At 72.4% G+C, this 20640-nt stretch carries 20 protein-coding genes and 1 tRNA gene; 13 read left to right on the forward strand and 8 right to left on the reverse strand.

The annotated features are described in order from the left end of the window. Positions 1–28: 28 nt before the first annotated feature. The gene (locus QFZ82_RS31005) at positions 29–1117 is read left to right on the forward strand and encodes an S-(hydroxymethyl)mycothiol dehydrogenase (protein ID WP_307716282.1); all 1089 of its coding nucleotides are present in this window, start codon (positions 29–31) and stop codon (positions 1115–1117) included. Between the two features lie 12 nt (positions 1118–1129). On the opposite strand, the gene QFZ82_RS31010 is transcribed toward QFZ82_RS31005, so the two are convergent. The 3 genes from QFZ82_RS31010 to QFZ82_RS31020 form a co-directional block, all read right to left on the reverse strand. Continuing rightward, positions 1130–2053: a pseudouridine synthase gene (locus QFZ82_RS31010; RefSeq protein ID WP_307716283.1), complete on the reverse strand. Its 924-nt coding sequence runs from the start codon at positions 2051–2053 to the stop codon at positions 1130–1132. 37 nt (positions 2054–2090) lie between these two features. Next, a complete protein-coding gene (locus tag QFZ82_RS31015) occupies positions 2091–2438 on the reverse strand; it encodes a multidrug efflux SMR transporter (RefSeq protein WP_307716284.1) in 348 nt (115 codons plus the stop codon). A 33-nt stretch (positions 2439–2471) separates the two neighbouring features. Beyond that, positions 2472–2559, reverse strand: a tRNA-Leu gene (locus QFZ82_RS31020). 185 nt (positions 2560–2744) lie between these two features. On the opposite strand from QFZ82_RS31020, the gene QFZ82_RS31025 reads away from it, so the two are divergent. The 3 genes from QFZ82_RS31025 (at position 2745) to QFZ82_RS31035 (ending at position 5394) form a co-directional block, all read left to right on the forward strand. Continuing rightward, a complete protein-coding gene (locus QFZ82_RS31025; protein WP_307716285.1) occupies positions 2745–4070 on the forward strand; it encodes a M20/M25/M40 family metallo-hydrolase in 1326 nt (441 codons plus the stop codon). A 179-nt stretch (positions 4071–4249) separates the two neighbouring features. Further along, on the forward strand, positions 4250–4483 hold the full coding sequence (locus tag QFZ82_RS31030) for a chaplin (RefSeq protein WP_307716286.1): 234 nt from the start codon (positions 4250–4252) through the stop codon (positions 4481–4483). Positions 4484–4626: 143 nt separating this feature from the next. Further along, positions 4627–5394, forward strand: a complete 768-nt coding sequence (locus QFZ82_RS31035) for a chaplin (RefSeq protein ID WP_307716287.1) — start codon at positions 4627–4629, stop codon at positions 5392–5394. A 112-nt stretch (positions 5395–5506) separates the two neighbouring features. On the opposite strand, the gene QFZ82_RS31040 is transcribed toward QFZ82_RS31035, so the two are convergent. Next, positions 5507–5695: a DUF5703 family protein gene (locus QFZ82_RS31040; RefSeq protein WP_100106356.1), complete on the reverse strand. Its 189-nt coding sequence runs from the start codon at positions 5693–5695 to the stop codon at positions 5507–5509. A gap of 47 nt (positions 5696–5742) precedes the next feature. Between QFZ82_RS31040 and QFZ82_RS31045 the strand changes: the two genes are divergently transcribed. Then, positions 5743–6393 (forward strand): hypothetical protein, encoded by a 651-nt coding sequence (locus QFZ82_RS31045; RefSeq protein ID WP_307716288.1) that lies wholly within the window; start codon positions 5743–5745, stop codon positions 6391–6393. Between the two features lie 126 nt (positions 6394–6519). Here QFZ82_RS31045 and QFZ82_RS31050 read toward each other — a convergent pair whose 3' ends face one another. Then, on the reverse strand, positions 6520–8709 hold the full coding sequence (locus QFZ82_RS31050; RefSeq protein WP_373429452.1) for a helix-hairpin-helix domain-containing protein: 2190 nt from the start codon (positions 8707–8709) through the stop codon (positions 6520–6522). A 362-nt stretch (positions 8710–9071) separates the two neighbouring features. Next, positions 9072–10055 (reverse strand): aldo/keto reductase, encoded by a 984-nt coding sequence (locus QFZ82_RS31055; RefSeq protein WP_307716290.1) that lies wholly within the window; start codon positions 10053–10055, stop codon positions 9072–9074. Positions 10056–10185: 130 nt separating this feature from the next. On the opposite strand from QFZ82_RS31055, the gene QFZ82_RS31060 reads away from it, so the two are divergent. Together QFZ82_RS31060 and QFZ82_RS31065 are read left to right on the forward strand one after the other, a co-directional pair. Then, on the forward strand, positions 10186–11235 hold the full coding sequence (locus tag QFZ82_RS31060; protein WP_307716291.1) for an LLM class F420-dependent oxidoreductase: 1050 nt from the start codon (positions 10186–10188) through the stop codon (positions 11233–11235). Positions 11236–11440: 205 nt separating this feature from the next. Then, positions 11441–12226 carry a ferritin-like domain-containing protein gene (locus QFZ82_RS31065; protein ID WP_307716292.1) on the forward strand — a complete coding sequence of 262 codons (786 nt, stop codon included), beginning with the start codon at positions 11441–11443 and terminating at the stop codon, positions 12224–12226. A 17-nt stretch (positions 12227–12243) separates the two neighbouring features. Here the strand turns inward: QFZ82_RS31065 and corA are convergent, their stop codons facing one another. After that, on the reverse strand, positions 12244–13227 hold the full coding sequence (corA, locus tag QFZ82_RS31070; RefSeq protein WP_307716293.1) for a magnesium/cobalt transporter CorA: 984 nt from the start codon (positions 13225–13227) through the stop codon (positions 12244–12246). A gap of 244 nt (positions 13228–13471) precedes the next feature. On the opposite strand from corA, the gene QFZ82_RS31075 reads away from it, so the two are divergent. The 4 genes from QFZ82_RS31075 (at position 13472) to mshC (ending at position 16960) form a co-directional block, all read left to right on the forward strand. Continuing rightward, complete coding sequence (locus QFZ82_RS31075) at positions 13472–14176, forward strand: histidine phosphatase family protein (protein WP_307716294.1); 705 nt, start codon at positions 13472–13474, stop codon at positions 14174–14176. Between the two features lie 68 nt (positions 14177–14244). Then, positions 14245–14835 carry a DUF3090 domain-containing protein gene (locus QFZ82_RS31080; RefSeq protein WP_256524417.1) on the forward strand — a complete coding sequence of 197 codons (591 nt, stop codon included), beginning with the start codon at positions 14245–14247 and terminating at the stop codon, positions 14833–14835. Continuing rightward, on the forward strand, positions 14799–15626 hold the full coding sequence (locus QFZ82_RS31085; RefSeq protein WP_307716295.1) for an SCO1664 family protein: 828 nt from the start codon (positions 14799–14801) through the stop codon (positions 15624–15626). The genes QFZ82_RS31080 and QFZ82_RS31085 overlap by 37 nt, the downstream gene beginning before the upstream one ends. A 104-nt stretch (positions 15627–15730) precedes the next feature. Next, a complete protein-coding gene (mshC, locus tag QFZ82_RS31090; RefSeq protein ID WP_307716296.1) occupies positions 15731–16960 on the forward strand; it encodes a cysteine--1-D-myo-inosityl 2-amino-2-deoxy-alpha-D-glucopyranoside ligase in 1230 nt (409 codons plus the stop codon). A gap of 274 nt (positions 16961–17234) precedes the next feature. On the opposite strand, the gene QFZ82_RS31095 is transcribed toward mshC, so the two are convergent. Beyond that, entirely contained in the window at positions 17235–18269 is a 1035-nt protein-coding gene (locus tag QFZ82_RS31095; RefSeq protein ID WP_307716297.1) for a PAC2 family protein, read from the reverse strand. Between the two features lie 256 nt (positions 18270–18525). On the opposite strand from QFZ82_RS31095, the gene QFZ82_RS31100 reads away from it, so the two are divergent. Together QFZ82_RS31100 and QFZ82_RS31105 are read left to right on the forward strand one after the other, a co-directional pair. Then, positions 18526–19845: an enolase C-terminal domain-like protein gene (locus QFZ82_RS31100; protein WP_307716298.1), complete on the forward strand. Its 1320-nt coding sequence runs from the start codon at positions 18526–18528 to the stop codon at positions 19843–19845. Continuing rightward, positions 19842–20633 carry an SDR family NAD(P)-dependent oxidoreductase gene (locus tag QFZ82_RS31105; RefSeq protein WP_307716299.1) on the forward strand — a complete coding sequence of 264 codons (792 nt, stop codon included), beginning with the start codon at positions 19842–19844 and terminating at the stop codon, positions 20631–20633. The genes QFZ82_RS31100 and QFZ82_RS31105 overlap by 4 nt, the downstream gene beginning before the upstream one ends. The last annotated feature ends 7 nt before the right edge of the window (positions 20634–20640 follow it).

The raw sequence follows: 20640 nt of genomic DNA on the forward strand, positions 1-20640 counted from the left end.
CAGGCCACGAGGAAGGGCAGGTCCTGCGATGCCCCAGCAGGTGCAAGGTGTGATCGCACCCGGGAAGAACGAGCCGGTGCGGGTCGAGACGATCACCGTCCCCGACCCCGGGCCGGGCGAGGCGGTCGTGCAGGTGCAGGCGTGCGGCGTCTGCCACACCGACCTGCACTACAAGCAGGGCGGGATCAACGACGAGTTCCCGTTCCTGCTGGGCCACGAGGCGGCCGGAGTCGTGGAGTCCGTCGGCGACGGTGTCACCGACGTCGCGCCGGGCGACTTCGTGATCCTCAACTGGCGCGCCGTCTGCGGACGGTGTCGCGCCTGCCGGCGCGGCAGGCCCTGGTACTGCTTCGACACGCACAACGCCCGGCAGCGGATGACGCTCACCGCCTCCGGCACCGAACTGTCACCCGCCCTGGGCATCGGCGCCTTCGCCGAGAAGACCCTCGTCGCCGCGGGTCAGTGCACCAAGGTCGCCCCCGCGGTCTCCCCGGCCGTCGCCGGACTGCTCGGCTGCGGGGTCATGGCGGGCATCGGGGCCGCCGTCAACACGGGCGGGGTCGGCCGCGGTGACACGGTCGCCGTCATCGGCTGCGGCGGCGTCGGCGACGCGGCCGTCGTCGGCGCGCACCTCGCCGGAGCGGCGAAGATCATCGCGGTCGACATCGACGACCGCAAGCTGGAGACCGCCCGCTCCATGGGCGCCACCCACACCGTCAACTCCCGCTCCGCGGACCCCGTTGAGGCGATCCGCGAACTCACCGGCGGCTTCGGCGCGGACGTCGTCATCGAGGCCGTCGGCCGCCCGGAGACGTACCGGCAGGCCTTCTACGCCCGCGACCTGGCCGGCACGGTCGTCCTCGTCGGCGTGCCCACCCCCGACATGAAACTCGAACTGCCCCTGCTCGACGTCTTCGGCCGCGGCGGAGCCCTCAAGTCGTCGTGGTACGGGGACTGCCTGCCCTCCCGCGACTTCCCGATGCTCATCGACCTCCACCAGCAGGGCCGCATCGACCTCGGCGCCTTCGTGACGGAGACCATCGGCATCGGCGATGTCGAGGCGGCCTTCGCCCGGATGCACGAGGGCGACGTCCTGCGCTCGGTCGTCCTCCTGTGATCACGCCACTGATCACCACGCCGCCAGCCGCAGCCGGCTCTCGAAACGGCACGCCTCACCCGTCACCGGATCGGTGAACTCCAGGGCACGGGCGAGGAGCTGCAGCGGCTGGGTGCAGTCCTCAGGCCCCGGCTCCCGTACCTCCGGATAGACCGGGTCGTACAGGATCGGCAGCCCCAGGGCGTTCATGTGCACGCGCAGCTGGTGCGTTCGGCCGGTGGCCGGCAGCAGCCGGTACCGGCCGAGCGCGCCACGTGCCTCCAGCAGCTCGATCCGGCTCTCGCTGTTCGGCTCGCCCGGCGTCTCCCGGGCGGCGATCACCCCGCGCTCCTTCTCGATCCGGCTGCGTACGGTACGGGGCAGGGCCACCGACGGGTCGTACGGCGCGATCGCCTCGTACTCCTTGCGCACCCGCCGGTCCCGGAACAGCGTCTGGTAGGCGCCCCGGTCCCCGGGCCGTACGACGAACAGCACCAGCCCCGCGGTCAGCCGGTCCAGCCGGTGCGCCGGTTGCAGCTCCGGCAGCCCCAGATCGCGGCGCAGCCGCGCCAGCGCGGTCTCGGTGATGTGGCTGCCGCGCGGAACGGTGGCGAGGAAGTGCGGCTTGTCGGCGATCACCAGGCGTTCGTCGCGGTGCACGATGCCCACCTCGAAGGGCACCCGCTCCTCGGCGGCGAAATCCCGGTGGAAGAACAGATACCGCCCCGCCTCGTACGGCTCACCGGCCGTGACCGGGCCGTCCGCCGAGACGATACGGCCCTCGTCGAGCATGGCGTCGACCTGCTCGGTCCCGATGGCGTTCGCGTACCGCTCCACGAGATGGTCCCGCACGGTGGCCCACAGGCCGTCCGGATCGGCGGGCAGCCGCAGCCGCACCGGGTCGATGCCGTCGCGCTGGGGGAGCGGCGACCGCGGGGCCCTGTTTCTGCGTCTCACGACGAGACTGTATGCCCACCGCGTCCAAGTCCCCGCCTCAGTGCTCCATTCCACCGCCGAGGTACATCACCGCGACGCCGATCATGACGAGCGCGACCCCGATCAGCGTCGCGGGCCTGACGGGTTCGTCGAAGAGCCAGACGCCGCCGAGGAACGCCCCGACCGTCCCGACCCCCGACCACACCGCGTACACGGGACCGACATTCAGGGTCTTGAGCGCCTGCGCCAGCATCACGAACGCCGCGCCGTACCCGACGACCACCAGCACGCTCGGACCCGGTCTGTTCAGCCCGTGCGAGGCGCGCAGCGCCAGAGTCGCCATCACCTCGGAGACGATCGCTCCCGCGACCAGCAGGAAACCCATCAGCACCTCCCCGGAAGACACGAAGATCCCCACGGCACGCCGTGGGGATCTCACTGGTGTCCGAGGGGGGACTTGAACCCCCACGCCCGATAAAGGGCACTAGCACCTCAAGCTAGCGCGTCTGCCATTCCGCCACCCGGACAAGGTGTCTGTCTCGCGGCCCTGGGCCGTTCCGACGTGGAAAACCATAGCAAACATTCGGCCCCCCTCGATCACACCCCCGGTTCCGTGAACGCCCCGTGACGTCCGGAGGCCGCCCTTGGGCAATGACCGGCATGGCGGGAGGATGAGGGCTGACCACCAGCAGCGACAGTGGGAGGAATCAGCGTGAGCGAGTCGAACACGGCCCGGGGCGTCTCGGGTGAGGACGAGGTCGTCGACCTCTGTCGTGAGCTGATCCGGATCGACACCAGCAACTACGGCGACCACTCGGGCCCCGGCGAGCGCGCCGCGGCCGAGTACGTCGCCGAGAAGCTCGCCGAGGTGGGGCTGGAGCCGCAGATCTTCGAGTCGCACAAGGGCAGGGCCTCCACCGTGGCGCGCATCGAGGGTGAGGACCCGTCCCGGCCCGCGCTGCTCATCCACGGTCACACCGACGTCGTCCCGGCGAACGCCGCCGACTGGACGCACCACCCGTTCTCGGGCGAGATCGCGGACGGCTGCGTCTGGGGCCGCGGCGCGGTGGACATGAAGGACATGGACGCGATGACGCTGGCGGTCGTACGCGACAGGCTGCGCAGCGGTCGCAAGCCGCCGCGCGACGTCGTGCTGGCGTTCCTCGCCGACGAGGAGGCCGGCGGCACGTACGGCGCTCGCCACCTGGTCGACAACCACCCCGACCTCTTCGAGGGCGTCACCGAGGCGATCGGCGAAGTCGGCGGATTCTCCTTCACCGTGAACGAGAACCTGCGCCTCTACCTGGTCGAGACGGCGCAGAAGGGCATGCACTGGATGCGCCTGACCGTCGACGGCACGGCGGGCCACGGCTCGATGACCAACAACGACAACGCCATCACCGAGCTGTGCGAGGCCGTCGGCCGCCTCGGCCGCCACCAGTGGCCGGTCAGGGTGACCAAGACCGTCCGCTCCTTCCTCGACGAGCTGTCCGACGCGCTCGGCACCCCGCTCGACCCCGAGGACATGGACGCCACGCTCGCCAAGCTCGGCGGCATCGCCAAGATGATCGGGGCGACCCTGCGCAACTCCGCCGCCCCCACCATGCTCGGCGCCGGCTACAAGGTGAACGTCATCCCCGGCCAGGCGACCGCGCACGTCGACGGGCGCTTCCTGCCGGGCTACGAGGAGGAGTTCCTCGCGGACCTGGACCGGCTGCTCGGCCCCCGGGTCAGGCGCGAGGACGTCCACGGCGACAAGGCGCTGGAGACCAGCTTCGACGGGGCACTCGTGGACGCCATGCAGGTGGCGCTCAAGGCCGAGGACCCGATCGCCCGGGCCGTGCCGTACATGCTCTCCGGCGGGACGGACGCCAAGTCCTTCGACGACCTCGGTATCCGCTGCTTCGGCTTCGCGCCGCTGAAGCTGCCCCCGGAGCTGGACTTCGCGGGCATGTTCCATGGCGTGGACGAGCGGGTCCCGGTGGACGGCCTGAAGTTCGGGGTCCGCGTGCTCGACCGATTCCTGGACCAGTGCTGACACACCACTGCCGGCCGAAAACGCGCCGAAGGGATGGAACGAAGCTCTCATAATCGCCCGAATGTGCGGCGGTGACCGGAAAGAGTGAATGGAGGTTTCGACTCGTAGCCCCCATGCGCCCTCCTCGTTACAGGTGATGCGGTCCGCGGCTGGGGCCGTATTGCCAACAAGGAGGAATAATGATCAAGAAGGTCGTCGCTGCTGCGGCTGCCACTGGCGGTCTGGTGCTCGCAGGCGCGGGCGTGGCCATGGCCGACTCCGGTGCCCAGGGCGCTGCCGCGCAGTCCCCCGGCGTGCTCTCGGGCAACGCTGTCCAGGTGCCGCTCCACGTGCCGGTGAACCTGTGCGGCAACACGGTCGACGCCGTCGGGCTGCTGAACCCCGCCTTCGCCAACGAATGCGCCAACCTCTGAGCGCTGTGACTCGACCCGGGAGGGCCCGGGTTTGATTCCGGGCGGCTCGGGAGTGCGTGCCCGCACTCCGGAGCCGCCCGGGTTCTTCCAGCTCCGGGAAGCACACCGGGGCATTCTGACAGCTGCTGGAAGGCAGGAAACATATGCGACAGGTCACGCGCAAAGGTCTGATCTCCGTAGCGGCCGCGAGTGGCGTACTCGCGCTCGGCGGGGGTTACGCACAGGCGGATTCGGTGGCGACCGGCGGAGCGTCGAATTCTCCCGGCGTACTGTCCGGGAATTCACTCCAGGCGCCGGTGCACGTTCCGGTGAACGTCTGCGGGAACACCGTGGACGTCATCGGACTTCTCAACCCCGCCGTGGGCAACATGTGCGCCAACGTGTCCGGCGGCGACTCCGGTGCGGGCAGCCAGGCCGGCAGCTCGCAGGCGAGCGGCACGGCGAGCGACTCACCGGGCATCCTCTCGGGCAACCAGGTACAGGCGCCGGTCGCCGCGCCCGTCAACATGTGCGGGAACAGCGTCACGATCATCGGCGCTCTCAACCCGTCGTCCGCGAACTGCGGGAACGGCTCCGAAGGCTCCACGCCCGCCGAGCCCGGTAACCCGCAGACTCCGGAGCAGCCGGGTAACCCGCAGACTCCGGAGCAGCCGGGTAACCCGCAGACTCCGGAGCAGCCGGGCAACCCCCAGACTCCGGAGCAGCCGGGCAACCCCCAGACGCCCGAGACGCCGGCGACCCCCAGCACGCCGTCGAACCCGCAGGAGCCGAACACCCCCGGTGCGCGGGCTGTCACGGGCGCCCAGCTGGCCGAGACCGGTATGGACGCGCTCGACGTGCTCGCCCCGGCCGGTGTCGGACTGCTGCTCGCGGGCGCGGTCCTCTACCGGCGGGCCCGCGCGTCGGCCTGATCGGTCCGGCTGAGGCGGTACACGAAGGAGCGGGCCCGCAGGCCCGCTCCTTACGTCTGCGCCCGGCTCGTGTCTGCGCCCGCGGATCGGGCCCGGACCGTTGCCGGTGCGCTCACCAGGTGGCGCGCACCTGTCGGATGATGCGCCGGCGCAGCCGCACACGGCGGCTGCCGTCCCGGTGCAGGGTCAGTCGGTCCAACTCCCAGTGTCCGTACTCGGCATGGTCGGTCAGCAGACGGGTCGCCTCCTTGCGGGAAACCCCGCGAGGGACGTACACGTCGACGAATTCGTATTCCGGCATCGCATCTATTGTGCGGGCAGCGGCCCGGTACGGATAGCGTCTGCACTATGTCTGATGCTGCGCAGCCCACCGCTGCCGAGGTACGTGCCGCCGCCGAGGCGGTCAAAGCCGCACTGGACCGTCACCTCGCGGCGGTCGAGAACCGCACGGGTGAGGACGACCCGGCCGTCTACGACGCCTTCAACGCGCTCGCCGCGGCGGCGGAGGCCTACGACGAGAGGCTCTACGACCGCTACGACGAGGTGACACCCTTCGAGATTCCCGGCGCCGACGACTCGCTGCCCCCGTACGCGGGTCCCGAGGAGCCGAACGCTCTCACCGTGCTGATCCGCCGCGACTACGCGGTGGCGGAGCCGCAGCGGCTGCTCGCCCAGGCGCAGCGCATCGCCGATCTCGATCCGGACGCGGCGGACCAGCCCGACAACGCGCCGGTCGTCGGCGCGAGCGTGCACGCGGCGCTCGGTGTGCTCTTCGGGGAGTACGAACCGGACGAAATCGCATCGCGGCACAAGGAGTTCGGCTTGGAGGAGGGGGACTCCACGCTCTGGGTGGCCGCCGCGGACGAGCTGCCCGAACCGGGGGAGTGGCTGAACCTCCCGTTCGACCAGGCGGACCCAGAGCGGGTCGTCTGCCGCTTCGACGTCAGCTCGGTCTTCGACGAGGAGGACCTGGTGGAGGATCTCGACCAGGAGGAGTGACGACGGTCTCGGTGCCGGGCGCCTCTCGACGCTGTCCGGCCCGATGCCATGCCCTTGCCCCTGCGGCTCCGGCACGCTGCCGCGGCCCGGGACGACGCGATGCCGTCGTCCCGGGCCGCGGCCGTGCTAGGACTCGGGCCGGGCCGCCAGCAGGCCCTCCAGCAGCGGGTGCAGCCGGGTCGTACGCTCCGCGCCCGGCACCTCCGCCACGGCACGGGCGAGGGCCTGATCGACGCCGTGCACGACGGACAGATGACGCTCGGCGCGGCCGAACGCGGTGTAGACCCATGGCCTGCTCAACATCTGCGCCGCGTCCCCGGGCAGGACCACGACCACGGCCGGCCAGCGCATGCCCGCCGCCTGGTGCGCCGTGAGCGCCCAGCCGTGGCGGACCTCCGGCTCGACCCGCTCCTTGGGGACGACCGTCCTGGTCCCCTCGCAGTCCAGACGCAGTCCCTCCGCGTCCGCTGAGACCACGGTGCCGGTCAGCGTCCGGCCGGGCGCCTGGGCGTAGGCGACACGGTCACCCGGGTCGAACCCGCCGAACCGGCCGGGGCCCGGGTTCAGCCGCTGCTTGAGGGCCGCGTTGAGCGCGCGGGTGCCCGCCGGGCCGCCGTGGCCGACGGTGATCACCTGCGTCCGGTCGGCCGGAACGCCGATGGCCCGCGGCACCGAGTCGGCGACGAGCTGCACCGTGCGGTGGATGGCCTCCCCGGCGTCCCGCACCGGCACGATCACGATCTCCTTCTCCGGCGCCGGCACCTGGTTGAGCTCCCCGACGCCGATGCCGGACACCAGCTCGCCGAGCGGGCCGGGGTCGGGCGTGCGCGAGGCGATCTGCGGGCACACGCGCGCGGCGATGAGGTCGCCGAACACGCGGCCCGCTCCGGCCGACCCGAGCACGCCGGGGTCGCCGCTCAGCACCAGGCGGCTGCCGTCGGGCATCGACTCGACGAGCATCGCTGCGGTCTCCACGTCCAGCTGCGGCGCGTCGAGGACGACCAGGACGTCGAGCGCGAGCGCGCCGTCCTCGTCCCGGCCCGGTCCGGCCGCGCCCGAGAGCAGCGCCGCGACCGTGACGGCTCCGGCCTCGGCACCGAGCCTGCGGCTGCCGTTCTCCCCGTGCGTGGCCACGACGGTGCGCAGGCCGAGCTCACGGGCCCTCGCCGCGAGGGCGACCGGCTCGGCGCGGGCGGCCTCGCCGCCGGTGTGCACGACGAGCCCGTGCGCGCCCGCGGCCCGGACCAGCTCGGGGCCCTCCCAGTCGTCGGACGGACCGGTCCTGACGAGCCGGGCGAGCCCGTCGGCCAGGCTCTCCTCGGCCATGGCGTAACGGTCGAGTCCCAGCAGGACGGTCACCGGCTCGGTGTCCTGCTCGTCCTCCACGCCCTCCTGAAAGACGAGGACGGCACCGTCGGCGACGGCTTGCTGGACGGCCTGCTCCGGATCGGGCACCTTGCGCTCGGCGAGTGCGGCGCGCACGGCGGAGGCGTCCTGGGCGGTGTGCCCCTGGAGCGCCGCCCGCTCCAGCAGCCAGGCCACGAGCGCCGAGGCGCGCCGCTCGTCACCGGGTCCGCACGCGTCACCGAGCAGCGCCCGCGCGAAGCCGTCCGCCTGCTCCGGCCCGACGCCGGGCACGGACAGCAGCTGCCAGGGGTCGTCGGCGAGCAGGTCCGCGGCGGATTCGCCGAGGGTCTCGGCGACCCGGACGGCCAGCGCCTCGGGCGCGCCGCCCCGCACGAGCACGGCCCGGACGGCGGCCAGGGTCTCGGGCGTGACCTTCGGCGCCCGCGCCGGAGCCCGGACGGGCGCGGCGGGCGCGGGTGCGGGCACCGGCGCCGGACGCCGGGGCACGGGCGGCGCCGCGTCGAAGAACTCCGTCCCGGCGGCGTCGCCGCTCTCCACTGCCCGTACGGCGGCGAGCAGATCGGCGGCCTTCCCGCTGAGCTTGGTCCCACTGTCGATGGGCCCGCCTCGCTCGGCCTTCCGCTTCTCGATCCGCGCCCGCAGTTCCCGCTGCGCGGCAATCTCCGCCTCGGCCTCGTCCTTGCCCTCGGCGGCATCGCCCGCCGGGCTCTGGGCGTCGTCTTCAGCGGCTGAGGCACCGGTGCCGTGGCCGCCGTCCGCAGGGCTCGAGCCGTCGTCCCCGTCGGCCGCCGCTGTGCCCGGCCCGCCCGCAGCCTGGCGAGTGCCGTCCTCGTCGGCGCCGCTGTCGGCGGCTGCGTCGCCCACGTCGTGACCACCGCCCGCCGGGTTCGGGGCATCGGACCTGTCGCCGCCCGTCCCGGTCGCCGGGCCCGAGGCCGACTCGTCCACCGCGCCGTGGGCACCGCCTTCGGCGGCTGCGTCGCCTGCCGGGAGCGCGGCCTCGGGCCCGTCGGCGTCGCCACCCGTGGCGGCTGCCGCGCCTGCGACCGACCCCTTTGCCGGGCTCTGGCCGTCGTCCCCTTCGCCCGCCGTGTCCGGCCCGCCCGCCGGGTCCGGTGCATCGGACCCGTCCGCCGGGCCGGCGGCCCGCGGGCCCGCGTCGGCCGAGCCACCCTGGGGCTGCGCCCCCGTGGCCGCCGGGCCAGTGCCCTGCGGCCCGGCCGCGGCGGTCGCCGGAGCAGGGGGCTGCGGGTCCGCCGTGGCGGGCGCGGCGGGTGTGGGGCCGGGGGGTCGCCCCGGGGTGGGCGCGGTCACAGCGTGCTCCAGTCCTGGTCGGGATAGCGGTGCACGGGCGCCGACACGTCGTCCAGCGCCTGGCAGATCTCGTCAGGAAGACTAAGCGCCTCCACCGACAACGCCGCCGTGAGCTGCTGCGCGTTGCGCGCGCCGACGATCGGGGCCACCACGCCGGGCCGGTCCCGCACCCACGCCAGCGCCACCTCCAGCGGCGTCGCCGCCAGACCGTCCGCCGCCGTCGCCACCGCGTCCACGATCCGGCTCGCCGCCTCGTCGAGATACGGCTCCACGAAGGGCGCCATGTGCTCCGACGCCCCACGCGAGTCGGCGGGCGTGGCCGTCCGGTACTTGCCGGTCAGCACACCGCGCCCCAGCGGCGACGACGGCAGCAGCCCCACGCCCAGGTCCAGGGCGGCGGGCAGCACCTCCCGCTCCACCCCTCGCTGCAGCAGCGAGTACTCCATCTGCGTGCTCGCCAGCCGCGTCCGCACCCCCGGTGCCGCCAGCTGCCAGGTCGCGGCCTTCGCCAGCTGCCAGCCGCAGAAATTGGAGACCCCCGCATACAGGGCCCGACCGCTCGCGACGGCGATGTCCAGAGCCTGGAGCGTCTCGTCCAGCGGTGTGACGGGGTCGAAGGCGTGGATCTGCCACAGGTCCACGTAATCCGTCCCGAGCCGCTCCAGCGACGCGTCGAGCGCGGCGAGCAGATGCCCGCGCGACCCGTCGAAGCGCCGGTCCGGATCGGGCACGCTGCCCGCCTTCGTCGCTATGACCAGGTCCCGGCGCGGCACGAGCCGCTCCACGATCCGGCCCAGCAGATACTCGGCATCCCCGCCGCCGTAGACGTCGGCCGTGTCGACGAGCGTCCCGCCCGCCTCCCAGAAGACCTTCAACAGGTCGGCGGCATCGTGCTCGTCGGTGTCCCGGCCCCAGGTGAGGGTGCCGAGTCCGATACGGGACACGCGCAGGCCGGTGCGGCCGAGATGCCTCTGCTCCATGGGCGCTGAGATTACTGGCCAGGGGCCGACGCCGAGAGAGCCTGTGGACAACCTCCCCCTGCCGTATCCCGGGCACCCGCGCTAGAGTCCCCGGAACAGGGACGTTACTGATCAGTAAGAGGGAGCGGTTATGCGGCTCGGTATCAACCTCGGTTACTGGGGTGCGGGGATGGACGGCGACAACCTCGCCGTCGCGCAGGAGGCCGACAGGCTCGGCTACGACGTCTGCTGGGCCGCGGAGGCGTACGGCTCCGACGCGCCCACCGTGCTCAGCTGGATCGCCGCCCAGACCGAGCGCATCGACGTCGGTTCCGCGATCCTCCAGATCCCGGCCCGCCAGCCCGCCATGACGGCGATGACCGCCGCCACCCTCGACTCGCTCTCCGGCGGCCGCTTCCGCCTCGGCCTCGGCGTCTCCGGCCCCCAGGTCTCGGAGGGCTGGTACGGCGTGAAGTTCGACAAGCCGCTCGCCCGCACCCGCGAGTACGTCGAGATCGTCCGCAAGGCGATGACCCGCGAGCGTCTGACGTACGAGGGCGAGCACTGGACGCTCCCGCTCCCCGGCGGTCCGGGCAAGCCGATCAAGCTCACCGTCCACCCGCAGCGCGAGCACATCCCCCTCTACATCGCCGCGATCGGCCCGAAGAACCTGGAGCAGACCGGCGAGATCGCCGACGGCGCCCTGCTGATCTTCCCCTCCGCCGACCACCTGGAGGAGACCGCCGTCACGTACCTGCGCGCGGGCCGGGAGAAGGCCGGCAAGACGATGGACGGCTTCGATGTCTGCCCCACCCTGCCGCTGGCCGTCGGTGACGACGTCACCGGTCTCGCCGACATGTTCCGCCCGTACACCGCGCTGTACGTCGGCGGCATGGGCAGCCGCAAGCAGAACTTCTACAACCAGCTCGCCCAGCGCATGGGATACGAGAAGGAGGCCGCCGAGATCCAGGACAAGTACCTGTCCGGCGACAAGGCGGGCGCGGCCGCGGCGGTGCCGCATCAGCTGATCGACCAGACGGCGCTGCTCGGTTCCGTGGAGCGGATCGCCGACCGGATGACGGCCTACGCCGCCGCCGGGGTCACCACCCTGACCCTCTCCCCGGCCGGTTTCACGCTCGACGAGCGCATCGCCGGGCTGCGCGCCGGCACCGAGGCCCTGGAACTCGCCGGCGTCGCCTGACGAGGAGTCTGCGGCCGTGGTGGGGGCTCGGGGGTCTTCCCCGCCACGGCCGTCACGCGGTACAACGCGCGACCGGCGCGGCGGTTACTGCCGCGGCGCCGCGTGCCACCGCCCGTTCGGACGAGTCGGTCCCGTCACCTGTTGCCGCGTTCGGCGGCCCGCATTTGACTCGTTCTCTGCGGATGCCTTCACGGAGGTGGCAGCGATGCTCTCGGCCCGAAGCATTTTCCAGGAGATCGTCGACAGCGACGAGACCTACCAGTTGTTCTGCTCCATCGCGGCCAGCGGCGAGACGCAGGGCGGCTGGGAGAACGCGCGCATCGCGGCTCTGGTCCCCGAGAGCATGCGTCATCTTGCACCGAAGATCACCCGCCACGGCGCGGACGAGGACAAGCACGGCCGGATCTTCGGCGCGCTCCTCAGGAAGCGGGGGCTGGACCCTGTCCCCGTACCACCCGAGACCGACTACACGATGCTGCTCGAGAAGCGGGGCATAGGGCTCGCACACGACAAACTGCGCCGCGACGAGCCGCTCACCGAAGAGGACATCGTCGTCTATCTCGCGCACAGCCGGGTCACCGAGCAGCGCGCCGCCGACCAGATGGTCACGCTCGTCACGTACTTCGGCGACCACCCGGAGGTCGGGAGGGCCATCACGATGATCTCCGCGGACGAGAACAACCATCTGGCCTACTGCCACGAGGAGTTGCTCCGCCTCGCCGCGGCCGGGCACGGCCGCAGGATCCAGCAGGTGCTGCGGGAGAGTGCGCTCAACGAGATCGCGGTCTACCGCGACGTCAGCCTGGCCGTGATGGGCCACATGGGCCGGCTGCTGCGCTGGCCGGCGGCCAAGTCGGCGGCGCTCGCCGCGGGCATCCACGGGGTGTACGCGTACGAGCGGCTCGGCGGCTGGCGGCGCATGGTCTCCCTCGCGATGCCGGAGCGGCGCGGAGCGCTCGACGGGCCGCCCACCCCCGCGCCCGCCGTCTGACCGGTCCGACGCCGGACCTACAGCCAGCCCCGGTGCTTGAACAGCCGGTGCAGGCCGACGACCGCGCCCGCCATCAGCAGCAGGACCGCCGGATACGCCCACACCCAGTGCAGCTCCGGCATGTGGGTGAAGTTCATCCCGTAGACGCCGGCGACCATCGTCGGGACCGCGGCCATCGCGGCCCAGGCCGAGATCTTGCGCATGTCGTCGTTCTGCCGCACGCCCATCTGCGCGAGATGGGCGGACAGGATGTCCGACAGCAGCCGGTCCAGCCCCTCCACCTGCTCGTTCGCCCGGGTCAGATGGTCGCTGACATCCCGGAAGAACGGCTGCGAGTGCTCGTCGACGAACGGCACGCCGGCCCCCGCGAGCCGCGTCATCGGCGCCGCCAGCGGCCCCGCCGCCCGGCGGAACTCCAGCACCTGGCGCTTGAAGGTGTAGATCCGCGCCGCCGTGTTCCTGGCGTCCTTGCCGCCCGGGGCGAAGACCTCCGCCTCCATCTCCTCCAGGTCCAGTTGCAGCTCGGCGGCCACGTCTATGTAGTGGTCGACGACCGCGTCGCTGATCGCGTAGAGCACCGCGGTCGGCCCGTGCCGCAGCACCATGGGCTCGGCCTCCAGCCGTTCGCGCACGGCGCGCAGCGGGGCGCCCTCGCCGTGGCGGACCGTCACCACGAACGAGTCCCCTATGAAGACCATCAGTTCGCCGGCGCTGACCGCATCGCTCTCGGGCTCGTAGACCACCGGCTTCAGCACCACGAACAGCGAGTCGTCGTACACCTCCAGCTTCGGCCGCTGATGCGCCTTGAGCGCGTCCTCCACCGCCAGCGGGTGCAGGCCGAACTCCTCGGAGACATGGTCGAACTCCTTCTCCGTCGGTTCGTGCAGGCCGATCCACAAGAAGGCGTCCCCCGTGGCCCGCGCCTCGTCCAGGGCGTCGGAGAAGTCCGACGGGCCCTCGGTGCGGCGTCCGTCGCGGTAGATGGCGCAATCTACGATCATCCGAGCATTTTCTCCAGGTCGACGGCCGCACAGTAGGAGGCCGAGGTTGCGTCACAGTCTCACTTCTCCGGAGACGATTGTGTCCGGCGGCCCGTCGTCGAACCACGCGGTAGGCGGATACCCACCGCACCGGGGCTGACACGGCCCGCCCACGCAGGGGGCTTTGTCACGCTCAGGGGATGCCTCCTGCCCGATCACCCGGCAGACCCCGGCATGCGGGACGGACCGCCGTAGGCTTGCGGCCATGGCCACGCTCATCCTCGTACGGCACGGACGTTCCACCGCCAACACCGCCGGTGTGCTCGCCGGCCGGACGCCCGGCGTCCACCTCGACGAACGCGGGGCAGCCCAGGCCGCCGGCCTGCCTGCCCGCCTCGCCGGGGTGCCCCTCGCCGCCGTCGTCTCCAGCCCGCTGGAGCGCTGCCGCGAGACCCTGCAGCCGCTGCTCGACGCGCGGCCCGGGCTGACCCTGGAGACCGACGGGCGGATCGGCGAGTGCGACTACGGCGACTGGTCGGGCCGCAAACTCGGCGAACTCACCGACGAGCCGCTGATGGAGGTCGTGCAGCAGCATCCGTCCGCCGCCGCCTTCCCCGGCGGCGAGTCGATGCGCGCCATGCAGGCCCGCGCCGTCGACGCCGTCCGCGACTGGAACGCGCGCGTCGAGCAGGAGCACGGCGACGGCGCCGTCTATGCGATGTGCTCGCACGGGGACATCATCAAGTCCCTGGTCGCCGACGCCCTCGGCATGCATCTCGACCTCTTCCAGCGCATCCACGTAGAGCCCTGCTCGGTCACCGCGATCCGCTACACCCGCACCCGCCCCTTCCTGCTGCGCCTTGGCGACACAGGGGACTTCAACTCGCTCGTGCCGCGCGTGAGCGGCGAGGAGGAGAGGAGCGAGGAGAGCGGACGTGCCGTCGTCGGAGGCGGCGCGGGCGCACCGTGATCGCGTCGCGCAGTAGGGTGGACGGGCCGAAAGACCGATCCGAAGACCGATCCCAAGGGAGACAGGACGTGTCCCGTCAGGTGTTCCTCTACGACCCGCCGGAGCGTTTCGTGGCCGGCACGGTCGGGTTGCCTGGACGCCGTACGTTCTTCCTGCAGGCTTCCGCCGCAGGGCGCGTCACCAGCGTCGCTCTGGAGAAGACCCAGGTCGCCGCGCTCGCCGAGCGGATCGACGAGCTCCTGGACGAGGTGGTGCGCCGCACCGGGGGCAACGCACCCGTGCCGGCCATGGCCCCCGCGGACGTCGCCGACACCGCGCCGCTCGACAATCCGGTCGAGGAGGAGTTCCGCGTCGGCACGATGGCGTTGGCGTGGGACGGCGAGGAACAGCGCATGATCGTCGAGGCGCAGGCGCTCGTCGAGCTCGACGCGGACTCCGAGGAGGACCTCGCGGAGGCCGAGGAGCGGCTGCTGCAGGACGAGGAGAACGGCCCCCCGATGCTGCGCGTCCGGCTCACCGGCGCCCAGGCCAGGGCGTTCGCCAAGCGTGCGCTGGACGTGGTGAACGCCGGCCGGCCCCCGTGCCCGCTGTGCAGCCTGCCGCTCGATCCGGAAGGACACGTATGCCCGCGCCAGAACGGATACCGACGGGGCGCGTGAGCACGGCCGACGTGCTCACCCTCCTGGCGAAGGGCGAGATCACCGTGCGCGGACGGCTCCGTGAGGCGTCCAACGCGGTGCTCTACTGCACCGTGGCCTACGAGGGCGACGAGGCTTACTGCGTCTACAAACCGATCGCCGGCGAGCGTCCGCTGTGGGACTTCCCCGACGGCACGCTCGCCCAGCGCGAGGTGGCGGCGTACGAGCTCTCGGAAGCCACCGGCTGGGGTCTCGTGCCGCCCACCGTGCTGCGGGACGGCCCCTACGGGCAGGGCATGGTCCAGCTGTGGATCGAGGCCGACCCGGAGGCCGCGCTGCTCGCGCTCGTCGAGGACGAGGAGCCGGGCGAGGGCTGGAAGGCGGTCGGCTTCGCCGATGTCGGCGAGGGGCGCACGGCCCTGCTCGTCCACGCCGACGACGAGCGGCTGCGCCGCCTGGCCGTGCTCGACGCGGTGATCAACAACGGCGACCGCAAGGGCGGCCACCTGCTGCCCACGGTCGATGGAGCCCTGTACGCGATCGACCACGGGGTGACGTTCAACACCGAGGACAAGCTGCGCACGCTGCTGTGGGGCTGGGCGGGGGAGCCGCTGCCCGCCGAGGCGACCGAGACGCTCACGTCGGTGGCCGCCGCGCTCACGGACGGGGCGCCGCTCGCCACCCGTCTGGCCGAATTGCTCACCTCCGCCGAAGTCGCCGCCGTACGGGCCCGTGTGGCGGCGCTGCTGGCCTCGGGTGCCCATCCCGTCCCGTCGGGCGAGTGGCCTGCGATTCCCTGGCCGCCGGTGTAGCGGGTCGCTCTGGCACAGTTCCCAGCTGATCGCAAGAGTGCCCAACCGGCCAAGAGCAGTGATCCGGTTCGTATGCGGAACATGCGTCCGGTTAGGCTCGAGGCATGCATGCCTGGCCCGCTTCTGAGGTCCCCGCCCTGCCCGGCAAGGGCCGCGACCTCCGGATCCACGACACCGCGACCGACGGTCTGGTGACCCTCGACCCCGGTCCCGTCGCCCGTATCTACGTCTGCGGCATCACGCCGTACGACGCGACCCACATGGGTCACGCGGCGACCTACAACGCGTTCGACCTCGTGCAGCGCGTGTGGCTCGACACCAAGCGGCAGGTTCACTACGTCCAGAACGTGACGGACGTGGACGATCCGCTGCTCGAGCGCGCGATCCGCGACGGGCATGACTGGACCGAGCTCGCCGAGCGCGAAACGGCCCTGTTCCGCGAGGACATGACCGCCCTGAGGATGCTGCCCCCGCAGCACTACATCGGCGCCGTCGAGGCGATACCGGGCATCGTTCCCCTCGTGGAACGGCTCCGGGACGCGGGCGCCGCGTACGAGCTCGAGGGCGACGTCTACTTCTCCGTGGAGGCGGACCCGCACTTCGGCGAGGTCTCCCGGCTCGACGCCGAGGCGATGCGGCTGCTGTCCGCGGAGCGCGGCGGCGACCCGGAGCGCCCCGGCAAGAAGAACCCCCTCGACCCGATGCTGTGGATGGCCGCCCGTGAGGGCGAGCCCAGCTGGGACGGCGGCAGCCTCGGCCGCGGCCGGCCGGGCTGGCACATCGAGTGCGTCGCCATCGCCCTCGATCACCTCGGCATGGGATTCGACGTGCAGGGCGGCGGCTCCGACCTGGCCTTCCCGCACCACGAGATGGGCGCGTCGCACGCCCAGGTGCTCACCGGCGAGCACCCCTTCGCCAAGGCGTACGTGCACGCGGGCATGGTCGCCCTCGACGGCGAGAAGATGTCCAAGTCCAAGGGCAACCTGGTCTTCGTCTCCAAGCTGCGCCGTGACGGCGTGGACCCCGCCGCGATCCGCCTCTCCCTCCTGTCGCACCACTACCGGGCCGACTGGGAGTGGACGGACACGGTGCTGAGCGACGCGGTCGAGCGGCTCGGGCGCTGGCGCGCGGCCGTCTCCCGGCCCGACGGCCCGTCCGCGGACAGCCTGGTGGAGGAGATCCGCGAGGCGCTCGCGAACGACCTCGACGCCCCCGCGGCGCTCGCCGCGGTCGACCGCTGGGCCGCACTGCAGCAGTCCGAGGGCGGCTCGGACGAGGGCGCTCCGGGGCTGGTGTCCCGCGCGGTCGACGCTCTGCTGGGCGTGGCGCTCTAGGGACGGAGCCGGGCGTGCCGGGCGGGCGGTCGCCCGCCCGGCACGCGGGCGCTTGCCCTGCGACCCTCGCCGCTCAGTCGCCGGCCTCAGGACCGACCGTTGTGAGCGCCGGCTCTGTCCGAGCCGCGGATCCAGCTTCGACGTGCCGCCGACGCCCGACACCGAGGACGACGTGGTCGCCCTCGACCAGGGCTGAGCGGCCGTACGCGCGGCGGGGTGGCACCGGCTTGCGGCACCACCCCGCTCCTCGTCGTGTCCCTAGGTCCTCGGACCCTCAGTCCTCCGACGACCCGGTCGCCTCGCCGCCGTCGTCCCCGCGGTCCGGCTCCCGCTCGGCGCCCGGCTCGTCACCCGGCTCCGCCGCATCCGGTTCCGGCCGGGGCGGCGCGGGCGGACGCGTGCGCCCGCTGGAGGTGTCGCGCAGGTACGAGCTGCCCTCGCCGCCGTCGGTCGCGTGGCCGCCGTGCCCGCCGTCACGCCGCCGCAGGTAGCGCTCGAACTCCCGGGCGATGGCCTCGCCGGACGCCTCGGGCAGCTCGGCGGTGTCCCGCGCCTCCTCCAGCGTCTGCACGTACTCGGCCACTTCCGTGTCCTCGGCGGCCAGTTGGTCCACCCCCAGCTGCCAGGCCCGTGCGTCCTCGGGCAGTTCGCCGAGCGGGATGCGCAGGCCGATCAGGTCCTCCAGGCGGTTCAGCAGCGCCAGGGTGGCTTTGGGGTTGGGCGGCTGGGACACGTAGTGCGGGACCGCGGCCCACAGGCTCACCGCGGGGACCCCGGCGTGGGTGCACGCCTCCTGGAGGATGCCGACGATGCCGGTCGGCCCCTCGTACCGCGTCTCCTCCAGGTCCATCGTCCGCGCGAGATCCGGGTCGGAGGTGATGCCGCTGACCGGCACCGGCCGCGTGTGCGGGGTGTCGCCGAGCAGCGCTCCCAGGATCACGACCATCTCGACGCCCAGCTCGTGGGCGAAGCCCAGGATCTCGTTGCAGAACGAACGCCAGCGCATGGACGGCTCGATGCCGCGGACCAGGACCAGGTCGCGTGGCTTGTCACCGCCGACGCGCACCACGGAGAGCCGGGTGGTGGGCCAGGTGATCTTCCGTACACCGCCGTCCAGCCACACCGTGGGCCGGTTGACCTGGAAGTCGTAGTAGTCCTCGGCGTCGAGCGCCGCGAACACCTCGCCCTTCCACTCCCGGTCCAGGTGAGCGACCGCGGTGGATGCGGCGTCGCCGGCGTCGTTCCAGCCTTCGAACGCGGCCACCATGACCGGGTCGATCAGCTCGGGTACCCCCTCGAGCTCGATCACCCAGGCCTCCTTCCGAAGTTCCCTTTATTACGTCCCAACCTTACGGCTTGTCGGGTGCCCCGCCGCAGCCCCCTTGCACGCCCGGGTGAACATCCCGGAGCCGGGCAGATGTCGGGGGGCGGGGACGACGAGAGGCTTATTCATCCGAGCTGTGAGGGGATTTTCCGTCCGGACCCTGGACTGGCGCGCCCGTTCGGCGCTATACATCGGATGTCCATCAGGGAGATCCGATGTTCCGCTCACCGGGGGTGCGTGCATGAGTCAGACCGTCACGGAGTTCGAGGTCCACGACGTCCGCTTCCCCACCTCGGAACAGCTCGACGGCTCCGACGCCATGAACCCGGACCCCGACTACTCCGCGGCCTACGTCGTGCTGCGCCTCGGCGACGGAAGCGAAGGCCACGGATTCTGCTTCACCATCGGACGCGGCAACGAAGTCGTCGCCGCCGCCGTGGAGGCGCTGCGGCCCTATGTGGTCGGCCGCCCCGCACCCTTCACCGCCGCCGGACTCGCCGCGCTGCACACCGACCTCACCCATGACTCCCAACTGCGCTGGCTCGGCCCCGAGAAGGGCGTGATGCACATGGCGGCGGGCGCGGTCGTCAACGCCGCCTGGGACCTCGCCGCCACCCACGCCGGGCTCCCCGTATGGGAGTTCCTCGCCTCCATGACGCCCGAGGAACTCGTCGGACTGGTCGACTTCCGCTACCTGACCGACGTCCTCACCCGCGACGAGGCACTCGCCATCCTGCGCGCCGCCGAGCCCGGCAGGGCCGAGCGCGCCGCGCGGCTGCGGGAGCGCGGCTACCCGGCATACACCACGTCGCCCGGCTGGCTCGGATACACCGACGAGAAACTCGTCCGGCTGGCCAAGGAGGCCGTCGCCGACGGATTCGGTCAGATCAAGCTGAAGGTCGGCGGCGACATCGAAGACGACGTCCGGCGCATGAAGCTGGCCCGCGCCGCCGTCGGACCCTCCGTACGCATCGCCGTCGACGCCAACCAGCGCTGGGACGTCGACGACGCCGTCCGCTGGATGACCGCCCTCGCACCGTACGAGCCCCACTGGATCGAGGAGCCGACCAGCCCCGACGACGTACTCGGCCACGCCGCCGTCCGCGCGGGCCAGCCCGTCAAGGTCGCCACCGGTGAACACGTCGCCAACCGCGTCGTGTTCAAGCAGCTCCTGCAGGCCGGGGCCGTCGACTTCGTGCAGATCGACGCGGCACGGGTCGCAGGGGTCAACGAGAACCTCGCCATCCTGCTGCTCGCCGCCAAGTACGGCGTCCCGGTCTGTCCGCACGCGGGCGGGGTCGGGCTGTGCGAACTCGTCCAGCACCTGGCCATGTTCGACTACGTCGCCGTGTCCGGCACCTGGGAGGACCGCGTCATCGAGTACGTCGACCACCTCCACGAGCACTTCACCGACCCGGCCGTGGTCGTCGGCGGCCGGTACGCGGCGCCGCGCGCACCCGGGTTCTCCGCGCGCATGCTGCCCGCGTCGATCGCCGCCCACAGTTATCCGTACGGGCCCGTCTGGCAGGCCCGCCGCACCGCACCGGAGGTCAGCCGATGAGCGCCGCAGGACCGGACTTCGCACGGGACTTCGAAGGACTGGGTGCGGTGGTGACCGGGGGAGCGTCCGGCATCGGCGCGGCCGTGGCCGCGCTGCTGCGGGACCGGGGCGCCCGCGTCGCCGTCCTGGACCGCGACCCGTCCGGAGCGCCGGACGGGGTCCTCGCGCTGAAGGCCGACGTCACCGACGACGACGCCGTGCGCACGGCCGTCGACACGGCGGCCGCCGAGTTCGGGGCCCTGCACACGGTCGTGTCCAACGCGGGCGTCGGCGCCGTCGGCACGGTCGCGGACAACTCCGACGACGAGTGGCACCGCGTGCTGGACATCAACGTGACGGGCATGGTCCGCGTCGCCCGGCACGCCCTTCCCCATCTGCGCGCCGCGGCCGCCGAACGTCCTGGCTGCGTCTCCGTCACGCACACCTGCTCCATCGCCGCCACCGCCGGTCTGCCCGGGCGCGCCCTCTACAGTGCGAGCAAGGGCGCCGTCCTGTCCCTGACCCTCGCCATGGCAGCCGACCACGTCCGCGAGGGCATCCGCGTCAACTGCGTCAATCCGGGCACCGCCGACACCCCGTGGATCGGCCGGCTGCTCGACCGGGCCGACGACCCCGCCGCCGAGCGCGCCGCGCTGGAGGCCCGCCAGCCCACGGGCCGGCTGGTCACGGCCGCCGAGGTCGCCGCGGCCATCGCCTATCTCGCAAGCCCCGCCGCGGCGGCCGTCACCGGTACGGCACTCGCGGTCGACGGCGGAATGCAGGGACTGCGCCTGCGACCCGCCACCTGAGCCGCCG

This window comes from Streptomyces sp. V4I23, assembly GCF_030817975.1.
GTDB lineage: Bacteria > Actinomycetota > Actinomycetes > Streptomycetales > Streptomycetaceae > Streptomyces.

Coding starts and splice junctions, on each gene's coding strand:
- QFZ82_RS31035 (WP_307716287.1), top strand. CDS start 4,627: ATGCGACAGGTCACGCGCAAAGGTCTGATCTCCGTAGCGGCCGCGAGT.
- QFZ82_RS31060 (WP_307716291.1), top strand. CDS start 10,186: ATGCGGCTCGGTATCAACCTCGGTTACTGGGGTGCGGGGATGGACGGC.
- QFZ82_RS31040 (WP_100106356.1), bottom strand. CDS start 5,695: ATGCCGGAATACGAATTCGTCGACGTGTACGTCCCTCGCGGGGTTTCC.
- QFZ82_RS31105 (WP_307716299.1), top strand. CDS start 19,842: ATGAGCGCCGCAGGACCGGACTTCGCACGGGACTTCGAAGGACTGGGT.
- mshC (WP_307716296.1), top strand. CDS start 15,731: ATGCATGCCTGGCCCGCTTCTGAGGTCCCCGCCCTGCCCGGCAAGGGC.
- QFZ82_RS31065 (WP_307716292.1), top strand. CDS start 11,441: ATGCTCTCGGCCCGAAGCATTTTCCAGGAGATCGTCGACAGCGACGAG.
- corA (WP_307716293.1), bottom strand. CDS start 13,227: ATGATCGTAGATTGCGCCATCTACCGCGACGGACGCCGCACCGAGGGC.
- QFZ82_RS31030 (WP_307716286.1), top strand. CDS start 4,250: ATGATCAAGAAGGTCGTCGCTGCTGCGGCTGCCACTGGCGGTCTGGTG.
- QFZ82_RS31005 (WP_307716282.1), top strand. CDS start 29: ATGCCCCAGCAGGTGCAAGGTGTGATCGCACCCGGGAAGAACGAGCCG.
- QFZ82_RS31100 (WP_307716298.1), top strand. CDS start 18,526: ATGAGTCAGACCGTCACGGAGTTCGAGGTCCACGACGTCCGCTTCCCC.
- QFZ82_RS31045 (WP_307716288.1), top strand. CDS start 5,743: ATGTCTGATGCTGCGCAGCCCACCGCTGCCGAGGTACGTGCCGCCGCC.
- QFZ82_RS31075 (WP_307716294.1), top strand. CDS start 13,472: ATGGCCACGCTCATCCTCGTACGGCACGGACGTTCCACCGCCAACACC.
- QFZ82_RS31055 (WP_307716290.1), bottom strand. CDS start 10,055: ATGGAGCAGAGGCATCTCGGCCGCACCGGCCTGCGCGTGTCCCGTATC.
- QFZ82_RS31085 (WP_307716295.1), top strand. CDS start 14,799: ATGCCCGCGCCAGAACGGATACCGACGGGGCGCGTGAGCACGGCCGAC.